Source organism: Dehalogenimonas formicexedens (genome assembly GCF_001953175.1).
Classification (GTDB): domain Bacteria; phylum Chloroflexota; class Dehalococcoidia; order Dehalococcoidales; family Dehalococcoidaceae; genus Dehalogenimonas; species Dehalogenimonas formicexedens.
The window spans coordinates 153,615-174,594 of record NZ_CP018258.1; the positions used below are offsets into that span (position 1 = coordinate 153,615).

Genomic DNA, 20,980 nt, shown 5'->3' on the forward strand with positions numbered 1-20,980 from the left:
GTGGGCCGGCCTATTTGCGCCGGGTGATCGCCAGCCAGGCGGCGGCGCCGAGGGCGATAGCCGGGAGCATGGTGATGATGACGAAGACATAGGATTCCGGGGTGGCCAGGTCGTTGCGGGCATCCAGGATGACCCACAGTCCGGACAACAGCAGAATGCCTCCGATGCCGCCGACAATGCGGTCGTACATGGTGACCTTAGCGCCGTGGGACCTGAAATAGTACTCAAGAAAAGCATAACCGGCAACGATGATGAAGAAGAAGAGCACGAAGATCATGGGAATCCGCCCTCGCTTTCCTTAAATCAGAAAAACCCGAGAATATAAGCATTTTAGCTTAAACCGGATGAATTTACTAAAGGGCGGGCGGCTGAGGTCCGGAAGTGCTAGTCGTGACGGTGGCCGTCGTGGGGGTGGACGCATTCCAGCACGGTAAAACGTTTCTGGTCTCCGCCGATGACGATACCGAACGTCTCAAGGAGGGTCTGCGGAGTGAGCACCTCGTCCGGCGGACCGAGGGCGACGACGCGGTGCGCCAGGAGCATGACCTGGTGGCACAGGGACGCCTCATCCTGGACATCGTGGGTGGCGACGACGACCGAGGCGCCGCGGCAGAGTTCGTCCTTGATGGCCTGAAGATAGCGCTCGCGGCCGCCCACGTCGAGCCCGGAGGTCGGCTCGTCGAGGACCAGGAGGTCAGCCCGGTGTGCCAGGACCTGGGCCAGGTAGACCCGCTGCTGTTGGCCTCCGGACATGGACCGGAGCGGGGAATCGGCCAGTTTTTCAACGCCCATGGCTGTCATGGCGCCTCGGACGATGTCGTTGTCCTCGCCGGTCATCCGGCCCATCAGGCCCTTGCCCGGAAAACGACCCATGCGCACGACGTCGATCGCCCGGAGCGGCAGCACAAACCCCGACGCATGAAATTGCCCCAGGTAGGCGATACGCTTGGGTTTGGAGCCGGGAGCGCCGCCGAACACCTGGATCTGGCCCCCGATAGGCGGCAGCAGGCCGACGATGGTTTTGAGCAGGGTGGATTTGCCGGAACCGTTGGTGCCGATCAGGGCGATGGCGCGCCCTTCGGTCAGCTCGAAGTTGATGCCTTCTACTACCGTGTTGCCATCATAGCCGATAGCCAGGTCATGGGCTGAAATATCGACAGCTGAGGCATCTTTGACGCTAACCATGGGCGCCCTCCGAGACGCCGGGCGCGCGCCGGGCAGACACGTTCTTGACGACGAACACGGTAAAAAAGATGGCGGCGGCGACCAGGATAACCGAAGCCCCGGCGGCGATGTTCAGGTGATAGCTGACTAAAAGGCCCGTGAACATCGAGAACGCGCCAAAGATCGTTGCCAGGGCCATCATCGTGCCGATTCTCGAAGCGAGCAGAGCCCCTGCCCCGGCGGGGGCGATCAGCAAACCGAAGACCAGCAGGGTTCCTACCGTCTGGAATGAAACGATAACGGTAGCGGCAATCATGACCAGCATCAGGAAATGATACTTCCTGGCGGAGAAACCAGCCACCTGGGCCTGTTCGGGGTCAAAGGCGAGGAGCATGAACGGCCGGGCGCTGACAATGGCGACGATGCCGATGATTATCGCGGAGGCCAGTAGCAGCCAGATGTTGCTCCAGGAAATCCCGAGAAGTTCACCGAAGAGGATCCGGGTCAGGTCTCCGGAGAACGAACCGGAACGCGACACGATGGCTACCCCCAGCGCCAGCATGCTGACGAAGAGCAATCCGATAGCCGTATCCGACGACAGGCGCGAGCGTTGGGTGATGAGAGTCACGCCTCCGATCATCACCGCGGCTCCGACCGTGGCCCCGATGATGCCGGGAAAGCCAAACAAAACGGCAGCGGCAATACCCGGAAGAACGCCGTGAGCCAGGGCGTCGCCGATAAACGCCAGTCCCCGCAACACGATGAACGTTCCGGCAATGGCGCACACCACGGACACCAGGATGCCTGCTACCAGGGCTTTGATCATAAATTCATTATTGGCGAACGGTCCGATGAAAAAATCAATCATATTTTAACGTTTTCAGCTTTGAACGACCGAACCGCTGCCTCCGGCTGCAGGGTTCTTCCCGCGGTGGCGGAGCCATAGAATTATGGAACACCCGATAACCAGCGCCCCGGAAATCCATCTCGCCGTGGGGATGCCGCCGATGGTCCAGACCTCGATCTTGAAACCCTCGAGGATGAAGCGGACCACGCCGTACCAGATGAAGTACATGAGCATGATATCGCCGTTTTTGAGACGGTCCTTCAGTTTCCTGCCGATGATCATCAGGAAAACAAATCCGGTAATATCCAGAATCGACTCGTACAGGAATAGAGGGTGAAAGTGGGTGTACTGCTCAAATCCCGGGAGGCGGTGCGCCGGATCGATCGGAATTCCCCATGGCAGGCTGGTAGGATAACCATACAATTCCTGGTTGAAGAAGTTGCCCCACCGGCCGATGCCCTGGGCAAGGATAAGGCCCGGGGCCAGAATGTCGGCCCACCGCAGGAGATTGAGTTTTTTCCAGCTGGTGTAGATGATGAGGCCGAGAAGCCCGCCGGCTACGGCGCCGAATATGCCCAGGCCAGCGCCGCCGATGATTTTGCCCGGATTGGCGCTGTAGTACGACCATTGGTCGATGACATGGTATAACCGGGCGCCGATTACACCGAGCGGGATGACGATCAGGGCCATATTGAAAAGGTGGTCCGGATTCTCCCCGCGGCGCCTGGCTTCGATGTAAGCGATAAATATGGCGGCTAGAGCGCCGAGCGCAAGCATCACGCCGTACATGTGGATATTGAAAGGGCCGATCTGGAATGACATTAAACGAAAAACTCCTCAGCCAAAGTATATACCCAAGTTCATTTTATAGCAGTGACGATCGTATTTGTCACCCCTCTCATGAAAGTGAAGTACGAACCGTCGGCGGGCAACACGTGCGTCGTCAATTCCACGACTTTAACGTCGGTTTCGTCTCCTATCGCCCGCGCCACCACCGGTGATGTCCCGATCTCGGTGAAAATCGCCTTAACGTTGTTGTCCAGAATGGCCTGTTTCAGCGCCGCCAGGTCGGCGGCCGAAACCTCGGCCTGGGACGACAGGCTGGGAATGATCACCCCGACGAGTTTAAAGTCGTAGCGCTGGGCGAAGTAACCCATGGATTCGTGACCGGTAACCAGCTTGCGATCGGTTTGAGGAATCTGGTCGAGTATCCCGGCGAGTTCGGAGTTCAGACCGGTCAGCCGGCTTTCAAGGTCGGTCGCCCGGACGGATACGTCTATTTGAAGGGTGTTTTTCAATACCGGCGCCAGAGCCACCACCACATCTCTTATAGTTAGAGGATCCATCCATAAATGCGGATCGGGCGCGCCGATAACCTGGTCCGGGTCGCCGGAGGGGATGCCCTCGCCCTGCCCGACGTGACGGACAGAGATGTGGTCAGCGGCGGTAAAGAACGGCACACCGTTGGCTCTGGCCTGGCTCAGCGTTTTTTCAAGTCCCGCCTCAAGGCCGAGGCCGTTTTCGATGACCAGATCCGCGTTGTTGATGGTCTCAATGTCCCTGGCTGACGGTTCCCAGTCGTGGGGGTCCTGGCCGTTGGGGATGGAAACGGTGACCGCCGCGGCATCGCCGACCAGGTCTTTGACGATCGAGCCCAGGACGGAATAGGTCACAACGATTGATGTGCCGGTTTTGACCGGCTTGCCGCAGCCCAACACAGCAATCGAGCCCGTTACGAGGATAAGAGTGGATAAGATAACGATCAGGATTCGTTTTTTCATGACTACTTGTTCCGGCAATCTTTGCAGTAGCCGGCGAACTCGAGTTGATGGTGGGTGATCAAGAAGCCGGTTTCCCGTTCCAGGCTCGTTTTGAGTTCGACGGGGCAGCGGCCGGTGAAATCGACCACTTCGCCGCAACCCCGGCAGACCAGGTGGTGATGATGTTCCGGCGGGCCCGCTTTGAAACTACGGGCATTGCCCTGGGGCTGGAACTGGCACAAAAGACCCAGGCTGTTCAAGACGTCCAGGGTCCGGTAGACAGTCACCAGACCAATTTCCGGATGTTTTCCGGTCAGCTTTGAATAAAGTTCCTGTGGGGTCAAGGACCTGTCCGCCGACAGCACCGCTTCCACGACGGCACGCCGCTGCGGGGTTAACTTGTAACCCGCGCGCTTCATCTCCCCGAGTAAGTCTTTGGAACAGGTCATGATTAAACGAAAACCATTTTCAATTGAAATCTAACAAAGGCAGTCGATGGTGTCAAATTCCAAAATTTCGGGCGGTTATGAGATATTGCCAATCAGCCGGTTATCGTATACACTTATTGTTGCCGGTGAGGGGTGAGCCCCGGTTCCGGCTTACGATTTGTTTCCCTGATTTTCAGCTATAGCGGCGCATAGGCACAAACGCTGATCAACCCGGGAGGACGAACATGGCGACGGAAAAGAAAAACTATGATGAGGTAACGAATCGCCTCAAAGCCGATTACCAGCGTCTTTCCGAACAACTGGAGGCGCTGAAAGCGTCTGCACCCCAGGAAGACAGGCGGGAAGGTTCTCCGTTCGGTAAGCGTGAAGAGGAAGCTACCGAAACCGCGGACCTGGAGAACCGGCTGGCCCTGGAAAAAAGGGTCCTGGATCAGATGGCCGAAGTCGAATACGCCCTGTCCAAGATCAATAAGGGGACGTTCGGCAGGTGTGAAAATTGCGGCCAGACAATAGATCCGGCCCGTTTAGAGATATTGCCCTATGCAAAATTGTGCGTCACCTGTAAAACCAAACTCAACCGACCGGGATAAAATCTTCCCTTTGAAGTTCAGCGTCAAAAACCTGGGCCTTTCCGCATTCATCATGGCCGTGATCGTCGGCCTTGATCAACTGACCAAGCACCTGGTCCGCACCTATATTTCATTTTCAGAAGCCATCCCGAGTCACGGCTTTTTCCAGCTGGTACACGCCGAAAATACCGGGGCGGCATTCAGCATATTCCAGAATTCTATCCCCATACTTATCGTCACCAGCAGCCTGGCCCTTATTGTCATCGCGGTGATCGCCCTGTCTCACCAGTTCCGCTTCCTGGAGAACACCTGGGGGCGCATCGGGCTGGGTTTGGCGGCAGGCGGAACCGCGGGAAATCTGATAGACCGGGCTTACTACGGCTTTGTCACCGATTTTCTTAAAGCCGGCCCCTGGCCGGCTTTCAACGTCGCGGATTCGGCAGTGGTAGTCGGCATGATCCTTATGGCGTTTCTTTACCTTCGCTCCGGACAAGCGGCGGGGCGTTAAATGCCGGAGAAAATCACTCTCATCTCTGACGCCAGCGAAGTCAGGCTGGATAAGTTTGCCACCGGGAAAATTCCAGCGATGTCCCGTGCCCGTATCAGGGAACTTATCGACGGCGGTTCAATAAAGGTCAACGGCAAAACGGCCAAGCCGTCACACCTGATCAAGGCGGGCGATCAGATCGAAATTGAAATTCCCCCCTCTCCTTCGGGGAATCATGGTGCCGAACCGATCCCCCTCACGATTATTTACGAAGACGCCGACCTGGCGGTTATCGACAAACCCCCCGGACTGACCACCCATCCGGCTCCGGGACACCCGGACGGCACCCTGTTAAACGCCCTGCTGGGGCGATACCCCGAGCTGCAGGAAGACGGCGGCGACCGCCCCGGCATCGTCCACCGGCTTGATAAGGAAACCTCCGGACTGATGGTGGTCGCCCGGTCCCGGCAGGCCCAGGCTGCCCTTTCACAGCAGTTCAAAGACCGCCAGGTGATCAAGACGTATCTGGTGCTGGTCAAAGGGAAAGTGGAGCCCGAGAGGGGCATCATCGAAGCGGCCATCGGACGGCATCCGGGCAACCGTAAAAAAATGGCGGTCACCGAAGACGGCAGGGAAGCTAAAAGCCAGTATCAGGTGATCCGGTATTACAGGGGCTACACTTTATTGGAAGTCCGGATCTTCACCGGGCGCACCCACCAGATCAGAGTTCACCTGGCGGCTATCGGTTTTCCGGTGGCAGGGGACGAAACTTACGGGATGAAATCCGAGTTGTTTCCACGGCAGTTCGTCCATTCCCACCGGTTGAGTTTCACCCAGCCGAAAACCGGTACGGCGCTGAGCTTCACCTCCGAATTGGCGCCGGATCTCACCGCAGGGTTGGCTAAACTCACCCCTTTACCTTGACAAATCCGTCTCAAAAGTGCTAAATTACGTTTGTTAGCAATCGACACCCCGGACTGCTAACGGATATAAGTTATGCTCAATCCAAGATCGGAGACCATACTCTCCAGCATCATCCGGCAGTACATCGAGCGAGCCATACCGGTATCCTCCGCGTCGGTTGCCACCGAGTGCGGTCTTGACGTTTGCTCGGCGACTGTCCGCAACGAGATGATGCGCCTGGAAGAGGAAGGGTATATCCTGAAGCCGCATCACTCGGCGGGAAGCGTCCCCTCCGACAAAGGCTACCGCTATTACGTCGAGAGCATCAAGCACGCCCAGCTTCCGATCAACGAGCAACTCCTGATCAACCACCTGTTCCACCAGGTGGAGAAGGAGATGGAAAACTGGCTGTCGCTGGCGGCAGGCCTGGTGTCCCAGCGGGTGCATAACGTGGCCGTGGTGACCCAGCCCAGGCAGACTTCAAGCAAGTACCATCACCTGGAACTGGTTACGCTGCAGGAAAATCTGGCTCTGGCCGTCCTGATCCTCAGGGGAGCCCGGGTACGCCAGCAGCTGGTCAGTTTCGATAACTCAATCAGCCAGTTCGAACTGGCGGCGATGTCCGGCAAACTAAATGAAGGTTTCGACGGCCAGACCAGGTCGCAGATCGAAAAGTCTGCCATGCTCCTGTCGGACACCGAGAAGAAGGTTCAGGCCGCGGTCATCAAGATGATGCAGGCTGAAGATGAGCAGCGCAACGAAGAGCCGTACCTTGAAGGTCTGAACTATCTCCTCGAGCAACCGGAATTTGCCAGGAGCCAGCGTGCCCACTCACTGATGGAGCTGGTCGAGAAGCGCCGGCTGGGCCCGATGCTGGGGGATGAGGAGTTCCAGGGCCAGGAAATCAAGGTGTACATCGGACAGGAAAACCGGGAAGAAACCATCCGCGACTATTCTGTGGTCCTGGGCAGTTACGGTCTCCCGAACGAAGCGCGCGGCACCCTTGGAGTGATCGGTCCGACCCGGATGAACTATGAGAAGACAATCGCCGCCGTCCGTTACCTTTCGCTGGTGATGAGCGCCCTGGTAGCTGAACTGTACGGCCGGGAGCCGGGGGCCACCGACTGCGGTAATTGAGTCAGGGCGCGTTAGGTATATACCGCCGCGGGCGGTATATTTATTACAGGAAACTATTTGAGGGGAATGATGGAACAGGAACACAACGGCGACGGGATCATGGAAGGCGATTTTGACGCTTTACGGGGCGCCCTGGAGCAGGAGAAAGCCCGAGCCGAAGACAATCTCAACAACTTGAAGCGGGCGCAAGCCGATTTTATCAACTACAAGCGCCGTTCCGAGGTCGAAAAAACCGAGAGCGTGGGACTTGGCAAGAGTCTCGCTTATATGTCCATCCTGCCGGTTCTGGATGACTTTGGCCGCGCCCTGGCAGCCGTGCCGCCTCAATCCGCCGAGGAGCCCTGGGTGCAGGGCATGGCGCTTATCGAAAAGAAGTTCCGGCAATTATTGACCAGAGAAGGCATCTCCCAGATCAAAACTGTCGGTGAGCAATTTGATCCGAGCCTTCACGAAGCGGTGCTCAGGTGCCGCGGCGAAGAGGGCGTAGTCGTTGAGGAACTGCAGGCCGGCTACACCTTCCAGGGGAAGGTGCTGAGACCTGCCAAGGTCAAGGTATCGTGCGAGGATATCGAGGAGTAGAAGCGCACTTAGGACTTGTTTATTTGCTGAAGTATAATCGAATTGTTTTAAGGAGGGTTTTCAGGTAATGAGCAAAGTAGTCGGTATCGATCTGGGTACGACCAACTCTGAGGTGGCGGTAATCCAGGGCGGCGAACCGGTAGTCATTCCTTCAGCCGAAGGGTCGACGCTGGTGCCCTCGGTGGTTGCCGTCAACAAAAACGGGGAAAGGCTGGTAGGCCGCCAGGCCAAAAACCAGGCCGTTTTGAACCCGGAGAACACCATTTACAGCATCAAGCGCTTCATGGGCCGCAAGTGGGGCGAACCCGCCGGACGCGAACTGCCGGTGGAAGAGGACGCCCGCCGCAAACCGTATAAGGTCACCAAGGGGCCGAATAACGAAGTCAAGGTACTTCTGGGCGGAAAGGAATACTCACCGCCTGAAGTCTCCGCGATGATCCTGCAGAAACTCAAGGCCGATGCCGAGGCTTTCCTGGGCGAAACCGTGACCGAAGCGGTTATCACCGTTCCGGCGTATTTCAACGATGCCCAGCGCCAGGCCACCAAGGACGCCGGTCAGATCGCCGGCCTTAAAGTACTGCGGATCGTCAACGAGCCGACCGCCGCGGCACTGGCTTACGGCCTCGACAAGAAGAAGGAAGAAACCGTCGCCGTTTACGACCTGGGCGGCGGCACCTTCGATGTCTCGGTTCTCGAACTGGGCGAAGGCACCTTCCAGGTCAAGTCCACCAACGGCGATACCCACCTGGGCGGCGACGATTTTGATCAGAAGGTCATCGACTGGCTGGTCGCCGAATATAAGAAAGACCAGGGTATCGACCTTTCCAAGGACAAGACGGCCATGCAGCGGTTGAAAGAGGCGGCTGAAAAGGCCAAGATCGAGCTGTCGACGGTGGCGCAGACCGAGATCAACCTGCCGTTCATCACCGCCGACGCCTCCGGTCCGAAGCACCTGAATATCACCCTGACCCGCAGCAAGCTGGAGCAGCTGGTCATGGACCTGGTCGAAAAGACCATCGCACCCTGCCGCCAGGCCCTCCAGGACGCCGGCAAGTCGACTTCGCAAATTGACGAGGTTATCCTGGTCGGCGGCCAGACCCGCATGCCGCTGGTGCGCGCCCGGGTCAAGGAGTTCTTCGGCAAGGAACCCAACATGAGCGTCAACCCGGATGAGGTCGTCGCCATTGGCGCCGCCATCCAGGCCGGCGTCATCAAAGGCGAGGTTTCCGATGTACTCCTGCTCGACGTGTCACCGTTGACTTTGGGTATCGAAACCCTGGGTGGGGTCGCCACTCCGCTGATCCCCCGCAACACCACCATCCCGACCTCCAAGAGCCAGGTATTCTCGACCGCCGCGGACAACCAGCCGAGCGTGGAGATCCATGTCCTCCAGGGCGAACGCCCCATGGCGGCCGACAACCGGACCCTGGGTCGCTTCATGCTGGACGGCATCCTGCCGGCGCCCCGCGGCCTGCCGCAGGTCGAAGTCACCTTCGACATCGATGCCAACGGTATTTTGTCGGTCAAAGCCCAGGACAAGGGCACCGGCAAGGAGCAGAAGATCACCATCACCGCGTCCTCCGGCCTGTCCAAGGATGAAGTGGCCAAAATGCAGCGCGAGGCAGAAGCCCACGCCGCCGAAGACACCGCCCGCAAAGAATTGGCCGAGGCCAAGAACCAGGGCGATACCCTGGCTTACCAGGCTGAAAAAATGCTCAGGGACAACAAGGACAAGGTACCGGACGAAATGAATTCCGATATCACGGCCAAAATCGAGGCCGTCAAACAAGCCTTGCAGGGCAGCGATGCCGCCGCCATAAAGTCGGCGACACAGACCTTGTCTGAGGCGATGCAGAAATTGGGCGAAGCCGTCTACAAAGCCCAGCCGCCGCCGCCCGGCGCTCAACCGCCGCCTCCCGGTGAAGAGGGCGGCAAGAAACCCGGCGACGAGGGAACTGTCGAGGGCGAATTCCGCGAAGTTTAGCCGGAAATAAAAACCAAGTTAAAAAGGGGGGAGGGGCAAAAAGCCCCTCCCCCCTTTTTTGTCATCGAATCCGGACTGACCGGTAATTTGAGCCCGGACCAGCGGTTTTTATTCCGCAGCCCCGGCCACCCAACCCGAAGCCCATGCCCAGGCCAGGTTGTAGCCGCCGCGCTGCCCGTTGACGTCCAGGACTTCTCCGGCGAAGAAAAAGCCCTTTTGCTTTTTGGACTCGAGGGTTCCCGTGTTGATCTCATCAACCGAGACGCCCCCGGCGGTAAATTCGGCTTCGTTCCAACCGCACGTCCCGGATACCCGGAATAACCGGTGTTTCAGAGAATTTACCGCTGCATCGATGCCGCTATCGAATACGGGGCGCAAAGCCGGGCCGAATTTATTCGGCAGTATTCCGGCCAAAATATCCGCTGTGTCCGGAACCTGATTCCACCTTCGTTTGAGTTCTTCTTTCAAGGCTTCTTCGCTCATAAACGGCACCATATCGACCGCCACGAAGACCTGGGTTTTGGCCTGCCTGGCCAGGGCGATCGAGATGGCCTCCGAAACATCCAGGATACAGGTGCCTGAAAGCCCGTACTTGGTGAACAGCAGATCTCCCGTAACCTCGGGCCCAACCTCACCATTGATGACGGGGCGGGCTGAAGCAAAGATCTTCTGCCCCTGCAACTGGTGGCAGAGGGTATCCCTCACTAACAGCGGCACCACCGCGGGAACGGGTTCGATGATCGTGTGGCCGAAACGGCGGGCAATTTCGTAAACGCTCCCGTCGGAACCGAACGACGGGTAAGTTTTGCCGCCGCCGGTGAGGATGGCGTTTTTGCACTTCACCGTATCACCGGATCTAGACGAAACGGTGAACCCGCCGGGGGTGGGGACAACGCCGGCGCAATCAAAATTGAATTTTAAGGGCACGGACAGCCGCCGTAGCTCCAGTTCCAGTACCCTTAAAACTGAAGCCGCCTGGTTCGTCCTGGGGAAAATCCGCCCTTCCTGGGAGAAAACTGAAAGCCCCAGCTTCTCGAAGAAACCCAGCATTTCAAATTTACCGAATTTTTCGAAAACGGAATCCACCAATCCCCTGGACGCCGGGTTATAGTGGCTGGAATCGAGTCTATCATTCAGAAGATTGCATCGACCGTTGCCCGTCGCCAGAATTTTCTTCCCCAAAGAGGGCGTTTTTTCGAGAATTACGGCGGATTTGCCGCGGGTAGCCGCGCTGATGGCAGCGACGATGCCGGCGGCTCCTCCGCCGATGATTGCCAAATCAAACTTTTCCATATTTTCAATATGATAACATGTCCGAAAAATGAATTTCTCAGGTGACTCGAAACGCCGAAACAGAAACTGCTATACTGAGACGCTATGGCAAAGACAAGAGTAGGCATTTTGAACGTGACCGGGTATGCCGGAATAGAACTGGCCCGGCTTCTGGCCGGGCATCCGGGAGTTGAACTGGTCTCGGTAACCGGCCGAAGCTCAGCCGGACAAAGGATTGGCCAGGTATTCCCGCACATGGCAAATTTGGATCTCACGATCAAATCTGAACTCGATGAAGTTGACCTGGTTTTTTCAGCTTTACCGCACCACGAGAGCGCGGACCAACTGATCCCATTCATCGAACAAGGCGTCAGTGTTATCGATGTCAGCGCGGATTTCAGACTTAAGGACCCAGGGCTATACGATGAATGGTACGGCTTCAAGCACCCGGCGCCCGAATTATTGAAAACCGCGGTCTACGGCCTGCCGGAATTGCACCGGGCGGAAATCAGGCAATCCAGGGTCATCGCCAATCCCGGATGTTACCCCACGGCTTCCATCCTGGCGCTGGGGCCGGCACTCAAGGCTGGGGTCGTTGGCGGGAATGTCATTGTAGACGCCAAGAGCGGGGTATCGGGGGCGGGACGAAGCCTCAAACTCAGCAGCCATTTTTGCGAATCAGACGAGGACGTTTGCGCCTATGCCATCGCCTCGCACCGGCACCAGCCGGAAATTTTCCAGGAGCTGGCGGGCGTCAGCGGCGATATCACCGGGGTGACTTTCACCCCGCATTTAATTCCGATGACGCGCGGCATACTGGCCACCTGCTATGCCAAACTCAATAACAACGTATCTGAGACCGACGTTACCGCAATCTACCATGACTTCTACAGGGACGAGCCGTTTGTCAGCGTAGTATCGGAAGCTCCCCACACCAAACACACCTCCGGCACCAATATGTGCCTGGTGTACACCAAAATCGATCATCGCACCGGTTTATTGATCTGTATAGCCGCCATAGACAACCTGATCAAGGGCGCCGCCGGGCAGGCAATTCAGAACATGAACCTGATGCTTGGTCTCCCCGAAGAAACAGGGCTGCCCAGGTTGGCCCAATTCCCCTGAAACCCCGCCAGCGCGAATCCACGGCGCCCCGTTTCATTTTGATGCCTGGAGCCGGCGCAGGTTTAAGTCTGCGCGGTTTTCGGCGGCGCTTCCCGGCGCATCAACGCCGAAGTCACGATGGCCACGATGCCGGCAATTCCCACCCCCACGCTGAAGAACAGGAACGGGTTCAAGGCGTTCTGTACCAACCCCGGCAGCCATGACTGAATTGCGGCCGGAACCGAGCCGAAATCTACGGCTGAAACGGTTGAATCAGCCACGATCACAGCTATCGATCCCAAGGCGCCAAAGATGAGCAGGATTATTCCGCCAAAAAGAAGCAACCCGGAGAACCTGCGCAAGATCAGTAAGGCGAGTCCGAAAAGCAGCACGATGAAAATGATCAAGCCGTAAAAAGCCAGCCAGTAGTAAGTGAGGTAGGCTTTCGCGTCTTCAAGGCCGGTTTTGAGGTCGGAAAACCCCTGGGCGATTTCCTGGGGGGCTCCGCTGAAAAAGCTTGAGTCAATGTCTATCGCCGCCGGCAGGGCGGGGATGAATTCAAAGAAAAAGAAATTGTTGAACGCCGCTTGTTTTTGGGCCGCGCTCAACCCGGCCAGCTGCGGCGGCGGGAACCGGTTGAAAGCGTCCAGAAAGGTTGAATACAAAACGACCGTCGGTTGTTCCAACGAGATTGAAACATCAAGAGTTTGTGTCTTGCCTAACAGATAATCGTGGACCGGCGGCACAATTTCCCGGAGTGTCGATTTAATCCAGGGATCCAGTTTAACGGCGGCATCGCCGATATAATCGAGCAAATAGCCGAAAGTTGGATCGACGCCCCCATTTTTCAGGAGCTCCTTCCGGACCTGTTCGTCCACCAGCGAAGGCCAATCGATCTTATCGGCCAGAGAATAGACCAAGTCCGGTTCCAGGACGGTATCACCCAGGACCGCCCCGAGATCAAGGGTGTCGATACGGCCGAGAAGATAATCGAATAACCGGCTGTTGGCGTCCTTGGCGGCGGTCTTGATTTCCTGGGAGAAAGCCGGGAGCCCGTTCTTTAAAAAATCACGCATCGCCTGCGGAAGTTCAGCGGCCGCGGGGTCATTGGAAACGGATTCATCAATGAGGCTTGCGACATCCAGCCTTTCGATCTGCCGGTTTATGAATGACGGGTTAAGCGCGGTAGTGTTGACGGTAACGCCGACCCCGAGCAGGAGGATCGATAAAAAGAGAAGGATACTTATTAACGCCAGCCCCAGGCCTTTTAGAAATCCCATGTGACGTCCTCATTGGCCCTGCCTGGTTTTACCAACTTTACCCGCGCGTAACGGTTTACCATCACTCGCGATCGATCAACCGGTAGAGGTTCTGATACGACCGGCCAAAATCAGGATTTGCCGCTTCCAACCTGGATTTGAGCTCACTCATCCGGCGGACAAATTCATCCCGGTTCCCCTGCTTTACCATTGCCGCCCAATCCCGGGCTTTCTCAGAAAACAGGCTTTCGATTTCGGGAATCTGGGGCAGGTTCAGCTGGATCGAGGCGTATAGGGAAGGGTCCTCGGACAGGACACTCTCGACGAGGGTAAGCAAGGCCTTGTAAGTGATGCCGCTGGCGCCATTCATATCAGTCAACTTGTCCAGGCTGACGAGCGCGTCCGCGGTGATGATGGCGATGAAGTGGGCCAGTCCCAGCGAAATGGACATGAGGCGATCGTGTTCTTCCGGCGGCATTATCCGGACGTTGGCGCCCCGTGCGGCGAGCCAACCCGAAATATTTTCTGCGAAATCTCTCTCCGGGTCGCTGGTCGGGGTCAGGATGAAGTTCTGACCGCCGAGTCCCGCGGCGCCGGGGCCGAAGACCGGGTGGGCGCCGAGAACTATCGAGCGGGGGAAATGAAGATGCATGGTGTCAACGGGTCTGGTTTTTACTGAAGTAAGATCGACAACTTTGTGATTTGCTCCGACATTCGGCGCTAGGCTTTGGCAGACACTCCCGAAGGCGTCTATCGGTACCGATAGAACAACGATATCGGCTTCCGCAACTCGTTCAAACCGGTCGGTCGCGGCCACCCCGAGTTCGATAGCCGCCTTTGCCAGTTTGTCTTTATCGCGGCCGATAATGGTGACCGCGAAGCCCTCAGACTCCAGAAAACGGGCAAACCAGGCGCCCATCTTGCCGTAACCGCCAACGATGGCCACTCTTTTTGCCGCTGTGCCGGAATTCATTTGCCTTCCGTCCTGGCTTTAGGGTAGGAACCCAAAATCTTGAAGAAAAGGGTCTGTTCCTCGAGCGCGGGCAGGGCGGCTTTAATCCGCTCATCCTGACGGTGTCCCTCGAAATCGAGGTAGAAGTTGTATTCCCAGGCTTTCTTACGGGTGGGGCGGCTCTCGATCTTGGTCAGGTTAATCTGGCGTTCAGCCAGAATGCGAAGGAACTCATACAGCGCGCCCGGTTTGTGCTTGACGGCAAAGACCACGGAAGTCTTGTCATCGCCGGAAGGCGGGGCGTCATGCAGTCCCAGGGCGAAGAACCGGGTAAAGTTGTTGGGGTTGTCCATGATGTCCCGGGCTAAAATCTTCATCCCGTAGATGGCGGCAGCCCGTTCTGAGGCGACCGCGGCGGCGTCCGTGAAGCCTTTCTCTTTGATCAGCTTGACGCTGCCGGCGGTGTCACTGGCCGGGATGAGTTCCAAATGAAGCTGCCGCAGGAAGTGGCCGGTCTGCCCAAGCGCCTGGGGATGCGAATAGACGCGCTTGATGCCGTCCAGGGTCGATCCCGGATTGCCGATAAGACAGTGATTGACCCGCAGGTTGAGCTCACCGGAAACCATCAGGTTGGATTCCAGCATCAAGTCATACGAACGTGAAATGCTGCCTTCAACGGAGTTTTCAATGGGAATCATGCCGAATTGGACGATTCCGTTGGCGACCTGCCTGAAGACTTCTTCGAGCGACTCGCACGACCTGGTCACTGACCGTGGACCGAAATAAGCCAGGGCGGCAGCCTCGGAATATGCCCCCGCCTCACCCTGGAAGGCAACGCTCGTTTCCTGCCGCTGGCGAGCCAGCTTGATCACGCTGCCGTAGATCTCAGTTATCTCATCCGCGCTCATGCCGCCCGCCGCGGCTGTGGAAATAGCATGGTCCAGGACTTTGCGTTCACGGCCGGGGTCTATCGGGGCGTTTCCCGAGGCGCTTTTTTCGTGCCCTATGGCTTCGGCTACGGCAAGGCGCTCGGCCAGAAGCTTGACGATATTCTCGTCGAGCTGGTCAATCCGGTGGCGCAATTCATCAAGGCTCATTTCAGTACCCTCGAAATTTTCCCGGCGCGGAGGGCGAAATCTGCCAGTACGATAGCGGTCATCGACTCAGCCACTGCAGCCGCGCGGGGCACAATGCAGGTATCGTGGCGGCCGCCGACGGCGATGGAGGTCGGCTCCCTGGTTTCCGCATCCACCGTGCGCTGCAATTTACCGATCGAAGGCGTCGGCTTCACGGCCAGGCGAGCCACCAGAGGCATACCGCTCGATATGCCGCCCAGGATCCCGCCGTGGTTATTGGTGGTGGTAACGATCTTGCCGCCGACAACCGAAAAAGCATCGTTATCTTCGGAGCCTTTCAAACGGGAGACGCTGAAGCCCGCTCCGAATTCCACTCCCTTGACCGCGGGGATGGCGAAATAGGCTTTGGATAAACACCCTTCGAGGGTGTCAAAAACCGGCTCGCCGAGGCCGGGAGGCAAACCCTCTGCCCTGGCTTCGATCACGCCGCCAAGCGAGTCATGGTCTTTAGCTGCGGCTTTGATCAGTTCGATCATGGCGTCAGCGGCGGCTGGGTCGGCGCAGGAGACTTCATTTGTGGCCATAGCCGCGCGGATGGATGCGATCCGCTGGGGCGGGCTGCTCTTGACGCCGCCGATCTCAATGGTGTGGCCGATGACGTCGATGCCGATCGTGGCAAGGAGTTTCTTGGCGATGGCGCCGGCCATGACGAAACCGGCGGTAATCCGGCCCGAAAATCTCCCGGAGCCGCGCCAGTCATTGAACCCGCCATATTTTTCATAGGCGGTGAAATCAGCATGGCCGGGGCGAAAGACGTTTTTGATCTTCTCGTATTCGGATGAATCGATGTCGCGGTTCCAGATGGCGAGGCAGATCGGCGCCCCGGTGGTGAAACCGTTGAACACGCCCGAAAATACCTCAACCTTGTCCGCTTCACGCCTTCCGGTGGCGAGGGGACGATTACGCGAGCTCTTGCGTTTATCTGCCTCGCGCTGTATCTCGTCGATATGGATGGGCAACCCCGCCGGACAGCCATCGATGACGATACCGACGCAATCGCCGTGGCTCTCGCCAAAGCTGGTGATACGAAAAACTTCGCCCAATGAATTATTCACTCAGAGTCACCTTTCCTCCGGCCAGCTTGAAATCTTCCCAGAAGCCGGGATAGGTCTTGTTGACGCACTCCGCGCCGGTTATCACCGTGTCGCCGCAGACTGTCGCCAACATAGCGAAAGCCATGGCAATGCGGTGGTCTCCGAAGCTGTCGATCACGGTTCCCCGAGGACTGCCGCCCGCAACCGTTAATATACCAGGCCCTTCGACGACATCGATGCCCATGATTTTCAAATTATCGGCTACCGCCTTCACGCGGTCCGATTCCTTGAGGCGGGCGCGGCCGAGGCCGGTCAGATTGCTTTGCCCACCGGCTACGGCGGCCAGGCAGGCGACGGTCGGCAGCAGGTCGATAGCTTCGTTGAGATCGACATCGATCGGTTTAAGGCGTGACGGGAAGACGGAAACGCCGTTCTTTTCCGTGAGCACCTTGGCGTCCATCTGTCGCAGGCAGTTTAACATGAATCTATCGGCCTGGAAACTGCCGGTATTCAACCCGGCGACCGTGGTGGCGCCGGCAATCGCCCCCAGACCCAGAAAGTACGAGGCGCTCGACCAGTCACCCTCAACGGCGTAGTCCGCCGGCGTATAGGCCTGGCTCTTTATCCGAAATCCGGTAAGTTCGTTGTCGGTTTCGACCGTAACACTGAAATGGCGAAGGCATGAAATGGTCATCCGGAGGTAGTCTTTGGATTCCGCAGGAGTCGAAAGACTGATGACCAGTCCGTCTCTGGCCAGCGGCGCGGCGAGCAAAAGCCCGGAAACAAATTGAGAGCTGATGTTCCCGGGCAGCGAAATGTTATTGGAGCTGAACCGCCCGCCTGAACCGATGATTTTGACGTAACTGTTGGTGAGATCGGCGCAGACGCCCAACTGACGGAAGATGTCGGTGAAGGGGGTCATCGGCCGCCGGGCCAGGCCGGGGTCGAAGGTCAGGTAACTGGTGCCTTCGAGGAGGGCGCAGAGGGGGGCCAGGAAGCGGAGGGTGGCCGCGGATTGACGGCAGTTTAACGCCTCGCCCGATGGTTTCAGGTTACCGCCGGATATTTGCCAGTACCCGGAATGCCGTTCGATCCTGGCGCCAAGTTGCGTCAGTATTTCGGCGGCAGCTTCAGTGTCACCCGAGATCAGAGGATTGACGACGCGGCTTTGACCCTCGGCGAGCGCGGCGGCGAAAAGGGCACGAATGGTGAAACTTTTTGAAGGCGGGGCGGCTACCGTACCACCGGAGGAGCCTTTAGTGACGGTCGCTCTCATCTATTCCCAACCTGTCGATTATTTCGCTGATGACTGCGGCAAAAGGCCTCTTTCCGGTTTTGACGGTGACATCCGCGGCAGCCTCGTAGACCGGACGCCGGGCCTCATGTAACTCCTCGATCACAGTGTCCCGATCCGGGCGGTTTAGCAGCGGCCGCTTCCGGCTGGAGGCCAACCGTTCCTTCAGCGCTGGAATTGGCGTTTCAAGATACACCACTACAGAACAACGCTTTAATTGTTCGATATTGGCCTGCCGGATGACCGCGCCGCCGCCGCAAGCGATGACAGCATTTTGAGCTGAATCCGAAATGCCTTTGATCACCTCTTGTTCCGCGTCCCTGAACCAGGTCTCGCCTCGCTCCTGGAAGATATCGCCGACAGGCATGCCGGCGCGTTCCTCTATCAACCGGTCGGTCTCGATGAAGTCGCGTTCAAGACGGCGGGCCAGTCTTTTACCGACGGTTGATTTGCCGGAGCCCATGAAACCTATCAGGGAGATATTACTTTTCACCGCAAGGCCTCGGCGGCTGCCTGCCGCATGACGTCACGGGGCGCTGGTTGGCCGGTCCAGAGTTCAAAAGCAAGGGCGCCCTGTTCAAGCAGCATCTCAAGCCCGCCCATGATTTTGCAGCCGGCGGCTTCGGCTTCCTGCAACAGGCGGGTTTGCCTGGGGCGATAGACCGTGTCGAATACGAAGAGTCCCTGCTTCAGGAAGGACGCGAGCAGCGGGGTAGAGCCGACATCGGGGGTCATCCCCAGGCTGGTGGTGTTCACCACGAGCGAAGACCCCTTCATCGCAGATTTGAGCCCGGACTCCGATAACTCAAAGCTCAAGGCCCCGGACTCCCTGGCAAGATTGACCGCAGACTCATGGGTCCGATTGAGGATGGTGACGGTGGCGCCGGCGTCCCGCAACGCGAAAACGACCGCCCTGGCCGCGCCCCCGGCTCCAAGGACTACGGCTTTTTGACCCTTCGGTTCGAAGCCGCCTTGCCTGAGAGCGGCCAGAAAACCGGGGGCGTCGGTGTTGTAGCCGGTCAGTTTGCCCTGGGTATTCACGACGGTGTTGACCGCGCCGATACGTTTTGCGGCAGGGTCGATCTCATCCAAAAAGGGCATCACCGCCGTCTTATGGGGGATGGTGATATTGGCGCCCCTGAAACCGAGTCCGCGGATGACATTGACCGCTTCAGCCAGGGCGGCCGGCGGGACCTGAAAAGAGAGGTAAACGAAATCAAGGTCCAGCGCCTGGAATGAGGCGTTCTGCATCGCCGGGGAAACGGAGTGGGCGACCGGGTTGCCGATGAGGGCAACCATTTTCGTATCGGTGTTGATCATACCTTCATCCGCCTGTAAATTTCGGCCAGTTGAGAAACGGTCAATTGCCCGGGGGCAGATGGCTTGCCGGAATCGAGGGCGGCGTAGGTAAAAGGAGCGCCGCACAACGGGGCCATAACCCGGCTGGTCACTCCCGCCTCTCCCATGGCGAAGGCGACCAGGCTGCTGCCCGGGAACTGGTTATATAATCCTAATATATTGACATTGTCGCTGACCGCGTTAGCGGTGGTCACCAGCTTACAGATATCGGCGCCGGCGGCAAGCTGACGTTTTATAAGGAAGGGCAACAATTCTGGCGAAGGCGTCCCGTCCAGATCGTGATGAGAGATGAGGCATCTGGCCTTTTTCTTGACCGCGGCGACCATTTCGCCGACGGTGGGGGTGATCAGTTCCAGATCGACCATGGAAGCTCCCAGATCCAGGGCTTTCATCAGTTCTTCCAACCGGGAGCTTTCCGAACCCTGCCACGTACCGCCCTGGGCAGCCATCCGGTTGGTGGCGATCCAGGGGCTGGTCAGATTCCCGGCGACGGCAGGCCATTCCGGTCCGATAAGATCGATCCGGACCTCAAAGAGATTGACCAGGGGCGCGGCGGCTCTAATTGCCGCCTCGTCAGCTTCGGTGATGACGCCGCAGATTTTAAGTTTCACCCTCTCAACGCCTCGATCGCTTCGTTCGGCTCGATACCGTCTTTTATGATGACGTTACCTATGCCGGCAGGCAGAACGAATTTCAGCTTGCCGGCGGTTTTTTTCTTGTCATGGCTTATCGCTTCGATGAAAGCGCCTGATCGGGCACCGGCGTCGAAAGCGCCCGGCAATCCGGCGGCGGCGATAACGTTGATAATCCGATCGTTGTCTGCTCCCGACAGCAGGTTCAAAAGCCGGGATAAACGCGCTGCGGCCGCCATGCCCGCGGCCACCGCCGCCCCGTGCTTCATTTCGAATCTGGTGATCGTTTCCAAGGCGTGGCCGAAGGTGTGCCCCAGGTTCAAATAGTTGCGGATTCCCGAATCCCGCTCGTCCTGTTCCACGATGCGCGCCTTGACCACAGCCGAACGCTCGACGATGAAGCTGAGCGCCTCCGGTTCCCGATTCAATATTCGCGGCATGTCACTTTCGAGAAATGCAAAGAGTTCGGCATCGCCGATGATCGCCGATTTAATCACCTCGGCCATCCCGTTGCGTAATTCGTCGATCGGTAAAGTCGACAGGGTTGAGATATCGGCCACGACCATCCTGGGCTGGTAGAAAACCCCGGCCATATTCTTGAGGCTGCCGACGTTGACCGCCACCTTGCCGCCGATACTGGAATCAACCTGCGCCAGGAGCGTGGTCGGAAGTTGAATGAAAGGCACTCCCCGCTGGTAGGTGGCGGCGACAAACCCGGACAGATCGCCGATGACGCCGCCGCCGAGGGCGATGATCGGCGTACCGCGTTCAGCCTGCTTTTTCGAAAGGTCTTCGTAGAGGTGTCCGGCGGTCACCAGGGATTTGTAAGCCTCTCCTCCGGGGACCAGGACCAGCTCCGGGCTGAACCCGGCTGAACGCAACGTGCCGAGGAGACGGTTGCCATGCAGCCCGGCAATGTCCGGGTTGGTGACAATCATCAACCGCCCGAGGAACCCGGCTTCCTTTAATAGATCCGGCAGTTGGCCGAGCAAGCCCTGGCCGATGTGGACAGGGTAGCCGCGGTCACTAAGATCGACGCAAAGCTGAACTGACATGGCG

23 protein-coding genes are annotated in these 20,980 nt (G+C 57.9%); 7 read left to right on the forward strand and 16 right to left on the reverse strand.

The window, feature by feature from the left end:
- Positions 1-10 precede the first annotated feature (10 nt).
- The 6 genes from Dform_RS00800 to Dform_RS00825 form a co-directional block, all read right to left on the reverse strand.
- Positions 11-277 (reverse strand): hypothetical protein, encoded by a 267-nt coding sequence (locus Dform_RS00800; RefSeq protein ID WP_076003331.1) that lies wholly within the window; start codon positions 275-277, stop codon positions 11-13.
- A 107-nt stretch (positions 278-384) separates the two neighbouring features.
- Positions 385-1,185, reverse strand: a complete 801-nt coding sequence (locus Dform_RS00805) for a metal ABC transporter ATP-binding protein (protein WP_076003332.1) — start codon at positions 1,183-1,185, stop codon at positions 385-387.
- The gene (locus Dform_RS00810; protein WP_083635296.1) at positions 1,178-2,032 is read right to left on the reverse strand and encodes a metal ABC transporter permease; all 855 of its coding nucleotides are present in this window, start codon (positions 2,030-2,032) and stop codon (positions 1,178-1,180) included. Before Dform_RS00810 ends, Dform_RS00805 begins: the two co-directional genes overlap by 8 nt.
- Before the next feature lie 12 nt (positions 2,033-2,044).
- The gene (gene lgt / locus Dform_RS00815) at positions 2,045-2,833 is read right to left on the reverse strand and encodes a prolipoprotein diacylglyceryl transferase (RefSeq protein ID WP_076003333.1); all 789 of its coding nucleotides are present in this window, start codon (positions 2,831-2,833) and stop codon (positions 2,045-2,047) included.
- Between the two features lie 38 nt (positions 2,834-2,871).
- Complete coding sequence (locus tag Dform_RS00820; protein WP_076003334.1) at positions 2,872-3,792, reverse strand: metal ABC transporter substrate-binding protein; 921 nt, start codon at positions 3,790-3,792, stop codon at positions 2,872-2,874.
- 2 nt (positions 3,793-3,794) lie between these two features.
- Positions 3,795-4,220, reverse strand: a complete 426-nt coding sequence (locus Dform_RS00825; RefSeq protein ID WP_076003335.1) for a Fur family transcriptional regulator — start codon at positions 4,218-4,220, stop codon at positions 3,795-3,797.
- A 224-nt stretch (positions 4,221-4,444) separates the two neighbouring features.
- On the opposite strand from Dform_RS00825, the gene Dform_RS00830 reads away from it, so the two are divergent.
- The 6 genes from Dform_RS00830 (at position 4,445) to dnaK (ending at position 9,879) form a co-directional block, all read left to right on the forward strand.
- Positions 4,445-4,810, forward strand: coding sequence for a TraR/DksA family transcriptional regulator (locus Dform_RS00830; protein ID WP_076003336.1), 366 nt, complete (start codon positions 4,445-4,447; stop codon positions 4,808-4,810).
- 10 nt (positions 4,811-4,820) lie between these two features.
- Positions 4,821-5,297, forward strand: a complete 477-nt coding sequence (gene lspA, locus Dform_RS00835) for a signal peptidase II (protein ID WP_158513445.1) — start codon at positions 4,821-4,823, stop codon at positions 5,295-5,297.
- On the forward strand, positions 5,298-6,200 hold the full coding sequence (locus Dform_RS00840; protein ID WP_076003337.1) for an RluA family pseudouridine synthase: 903 nt from the start codon (positions 5,298-5,300) through the stop codon (positions 6,198-6,200).
- A 72-nt stretch (positions 6,201-6,272) separates the two neighbouring features.
- Positions 6,273-7,316: a heat-inducible transcriptional repressor HrcA gene (hrcA, locus tag Dform_RS00845; protein WP_076003338.1), complete on the forward strand. Its 1,044-nt coding sequence runs from the start codon at positions 6,273-6,275 to the stop codon at positions 7,314-7,316.
- Positions 7,317-7,382: 66 nt separating this feature from the next.
- Positions 7,383-7,895, forward strand: coding sequence for a nucleotide exchange factor GrpE (locus Dform_RS00850; protein WP_076003339.1), 513 nt, complete (start codon positions 7,383-7,385; stop codon positions 7,893-7,895).
- A gap of 67 nt (positions 7,896-7,962) precedes the next feature.
- On the forward strand, positions 7,963-9,879 hold the full coding sequence (gene dnaK, locus Dform_RS00855) for a molecular chaperone DnaK (protein WP_076003340.1): 1,917 nt from the start codon (positions 7,963-7,965) through the stop codon (positions 9,877-9,879).
- 108 nt (positions 9,880-9,987) lie between these two features.
- Here dnaK and Dform_RS00860 read toward each other — a convergent pair whose 3' ends face one another.
- Positions 9,988-11,172, reverse strand: a complete 1,185-nt coding sequence (locus tag Dform_RS00860; protein WP_076003341.1) for an aminoacetone oxidase family FAD-binding enzyme — start codon at positions 11,170-11,172, stop codon at positions 9,988-9,990.
- An 84-nt stretch (positions 11,173-11,256) separates the two neighbouring features.
- On the opposite strand from Dform_RS00860, the gene argC reads away from it, so the two are divergent.
- Positions 11,257-12,276, forward strand: a complete 1,020-nt coding sequence (gene argC / locus Dform_RS00865; protein WP_076003342.1) for an N-acetyl-gamma-glutamyl-phosphate reductase — start codon at positions 11,257-11,259, stop codon at positions 12,274-12,276.
- Positions 12,277-12,338: 62 nt separating this feature from the next.
- On the opposite strand, the gene Dform_RS00870 is transcribed toward argC, so the two are convergent.
- From Dform_RS00870 to aroB, 9 genes are all read right to left on the reverse strand, one after another.
- Positions 12,339-13,535, reverse strand: coding sequence for a hypothetical protein (locus Dform_RS00870; RefSeq protein ID WP_076003343.1), 1,197 nt, complete (start codon positions 13,533-13,535; stop codon positions 12,339-12,341).
- 61 nt (positions 13,536-13,596) lie between these two features.
- Entirely contained in the window at positions 13,597-14,487 is an 891-nt protein-coding gene (locus Dform_RS00875; RefSeq protein ID WP_076003344.1) for a prephenate dehydrogenase, read from the reverse strand.
- Positions 14,484-15,563: a prephenate dehydratase gene (gene pheA / locus Dform_RS00880; RefSeq protein WP_076003345.1), complete on the reverse strand. Its 1,080-nt coding sequence runs from the start codon at positions 15,561-15,563 to the stop codon at positions 14,484-14,486. The genes Dform_RS00875 and pheA overlap by 4 nt, the downstream gene beginning before the upstream one ends.
- On the reverse strand, positions 15,560-16,657 hold the full coding sequence (aroC, locus tag Dform_RS00885) for a chorismate synthase (RefSeq protein ID WP_076003346.1): 1,098 nt from the start codon (positions 16,655-16,657) through the stop codon (positions 15,560-15,562). Before aroC ends, pheA begins: the two co-directional genes overlap by 4 nt.
- Positions 16,650-17,912, reverse strand: a complete 1,263-nt coding sequence (gene aroA, locus Dform_RS00890) for a 3-phosphoshikimate 1-carboxyvinyltransferase (RefSeq protein WP_076003347.1) — start codon at positions 17,910-17,912, stop codon at positions 16,650-16,652. Before aroA ends, aroC begins: the two co-directional genes overlap by 8 nt.
- The gene (locus tag Dform_RS00895; RefSeq protein WP_083635298.1) at positions 17,893-18,423 is read right to left on the reverse strand and encodes a shikimate kinase; all 531 of its coding nucleotides are present in this window, start codon (positions 18,421-18,423) and stop codon (positions 17,893-17,895) included. Before Dform_RS00895 ends, aroA begins: the two co-directional genes overlap by 20 nt.
- A complete protein-coding gene (locus tag Dform_RS00900; RefSeq protein WP_076003348.1) occupies positions 18,420-19,250 on the reverse strand; it encodes a shikimate dehydrogenase in 831 nt (276 codons plus the stop codon). The genes Dform_RS00895 and Dform_RS00900 overlap by 4 nt, the downstream gene beginning before the upstream one ends.
- Positions 19,247-19,900 carry a type I 3-dehydroquinate dehydratase gene (locus tag Dform_RS00905; RefSeq protein ID WP_076003349.1) on the reverse strand — a complete coding sequence of 218 codons (654 nt, stop codon included), beginning with the start codon at positions 19,898-19,900 and terminating at the stop codon, positions 19,247-19,249. The genes Dform_RS00900 and Dform_RS00905 overlap by 4 nt, the downstream gene beginning before the upstream one ends.
- Positions 19,897-20,976: a 3-dehydroquinate synthase gene (gene aroB, locus Dform_RS00910; protein WP_076003350.1), complete on the reverse strand. Its 1,080-nt coding sequence runs from the start codon at positions 20,974-20,976 to the stop codon at positions 19,897-19,899. The genes Dform_RS00905 and aroB overlap by 4 nt, the downstream gene beginning before the upstream one ends.
- Positions 20,977-20,980: the final 4 nt, after the last annotated feature.

Bases quoted from the DNA above. Each gene is read 5' to 3' on its own strand.
- Dform_RS00800 (WP_076003331.1), bottom strand. From the start codon at position 277: ATGATCTTCGTGCTCTTCTTCTTCATCATCGTTGCCGGTTATGCTTTT.
- Dform_RS00805 (WP_076003332.1), bottom strand. From the start codon at position 1,185: ATGGTTAGCGTCAAAGATGCCTCAGCTGTCGATATTTCAGCCCATGAC.
- Dform_RS00810 (WP_083635296.1), bottom strand. From the start codon at position 2,032: ATGATTGATTTTTTCATCGGACCGTTCGCCAATAATGAATTTATGATC.
- lgt (WP_076003333.1), bottom strand. From the start codon at position 2,833: ATGTCATTCCAGATCGGCCCTTTCAATATCCACATGTACGGCGTGATG.
- Dform_RS00820 (WP_076003334.1), bottom strand. From the start codon at position 3,792: ATGAAAAAACGAATCCTGATCGTTATCTTATCCACTCTTATCCTCGTA.
- Dform_RS00825 (WP_076003335.1), bottom strand. From the start codon at position 4,220: ATGACCTGTTCCAAAGACTTACTCGGGGAGATGAAGCGCGCGGGTTAC.
- Dform_RS00830 (WP_076003336.1), top strand. From the start codon at position 4,445: ATGGCGACGGAAAAGAAAAACTATGATGAGGTAACGAATCGCCTCAAA.
- Dform_RS00840 (WP_076003337.1), top strand. From the start codon at position 5,298: ATGCCGGAGAAAATCACTCTCATCTCTGACGCCAGCGAAGTCAGGCTG.
- hrcA (WP_076003338.1), top strand. From the start codon at position 6,273: ATGCTCAATCCAAGATCGGAGACCATACTCTCCAGCATCATCCGGCAG.
- Dform_RS00850 (WP_076003339.1), top strand. From the start codon at position 7,383: ATGATGGAACAGGAACACAACGGCGACGGGATCATGGAAGGCGATTTT.
- dnaK (WP_076003340.1), top strand. From the start codon at position 7,963: ATGAGCAAAGTAGTCGGTATCGATCTGGGTACGACCAACTCTGAGGTG.
- Dform_RS00860 (WP_076003341.1), bottom strand. From the start codon at position 11,172: ATGGAAAAGTTTGATTTGGCAATCATCGGCGGAGGAGCCGCCGGCATC.
- argC (WP_076003342.1), top strand. From the start codon at position 11,257: ATGGCAAAGACAAGAGTAGGCATTTTGAACGTGACCGGGTATGCCGGA.
- Dform_RS00870 (WP_076003343.1), bottom strand. From the start codon at position 13,535: ATGGGATTTCTAAAAGGCCTGGGGCTGGCGTTAATAAGTATCCTTCTC.
- Dform_RS00875 (WP_076003344.1), bottom strand. From the start codon at position 14,487: ATGAATTCCGGCACAGCGGCAAAAAGAGTGGCCATCGTTGGCGGTTAC.
- pheA (WP_076003345.1), bottom strand. From the start codon at position 15,563: ATGAGCCTTGATGAATTGCGCCACCGGATTGACCAGCTCGACGAGAAT.
- aroA (WP_076003347.1), bottom strand. From the start codon at position 17,912: ATGAGAGCGACCGTCACTAAAGGCTCCTCCGGTGGTACGGTAGCCGCC.
- Dform_RS00900 (WP_076003348.1), bottom strand. From the start codon at position 19,250: ATGATCAACACCGATACGAAAATGGTTGCCCTCATCGGCAACCCGGTC.
- aroB (WP_076003350.1), bottom strand. From the start codon at position 20,976: ATGTCAGTTCAGCTTTGCGTCGATCTTAGTGACCGCGGCTACCCTGTC.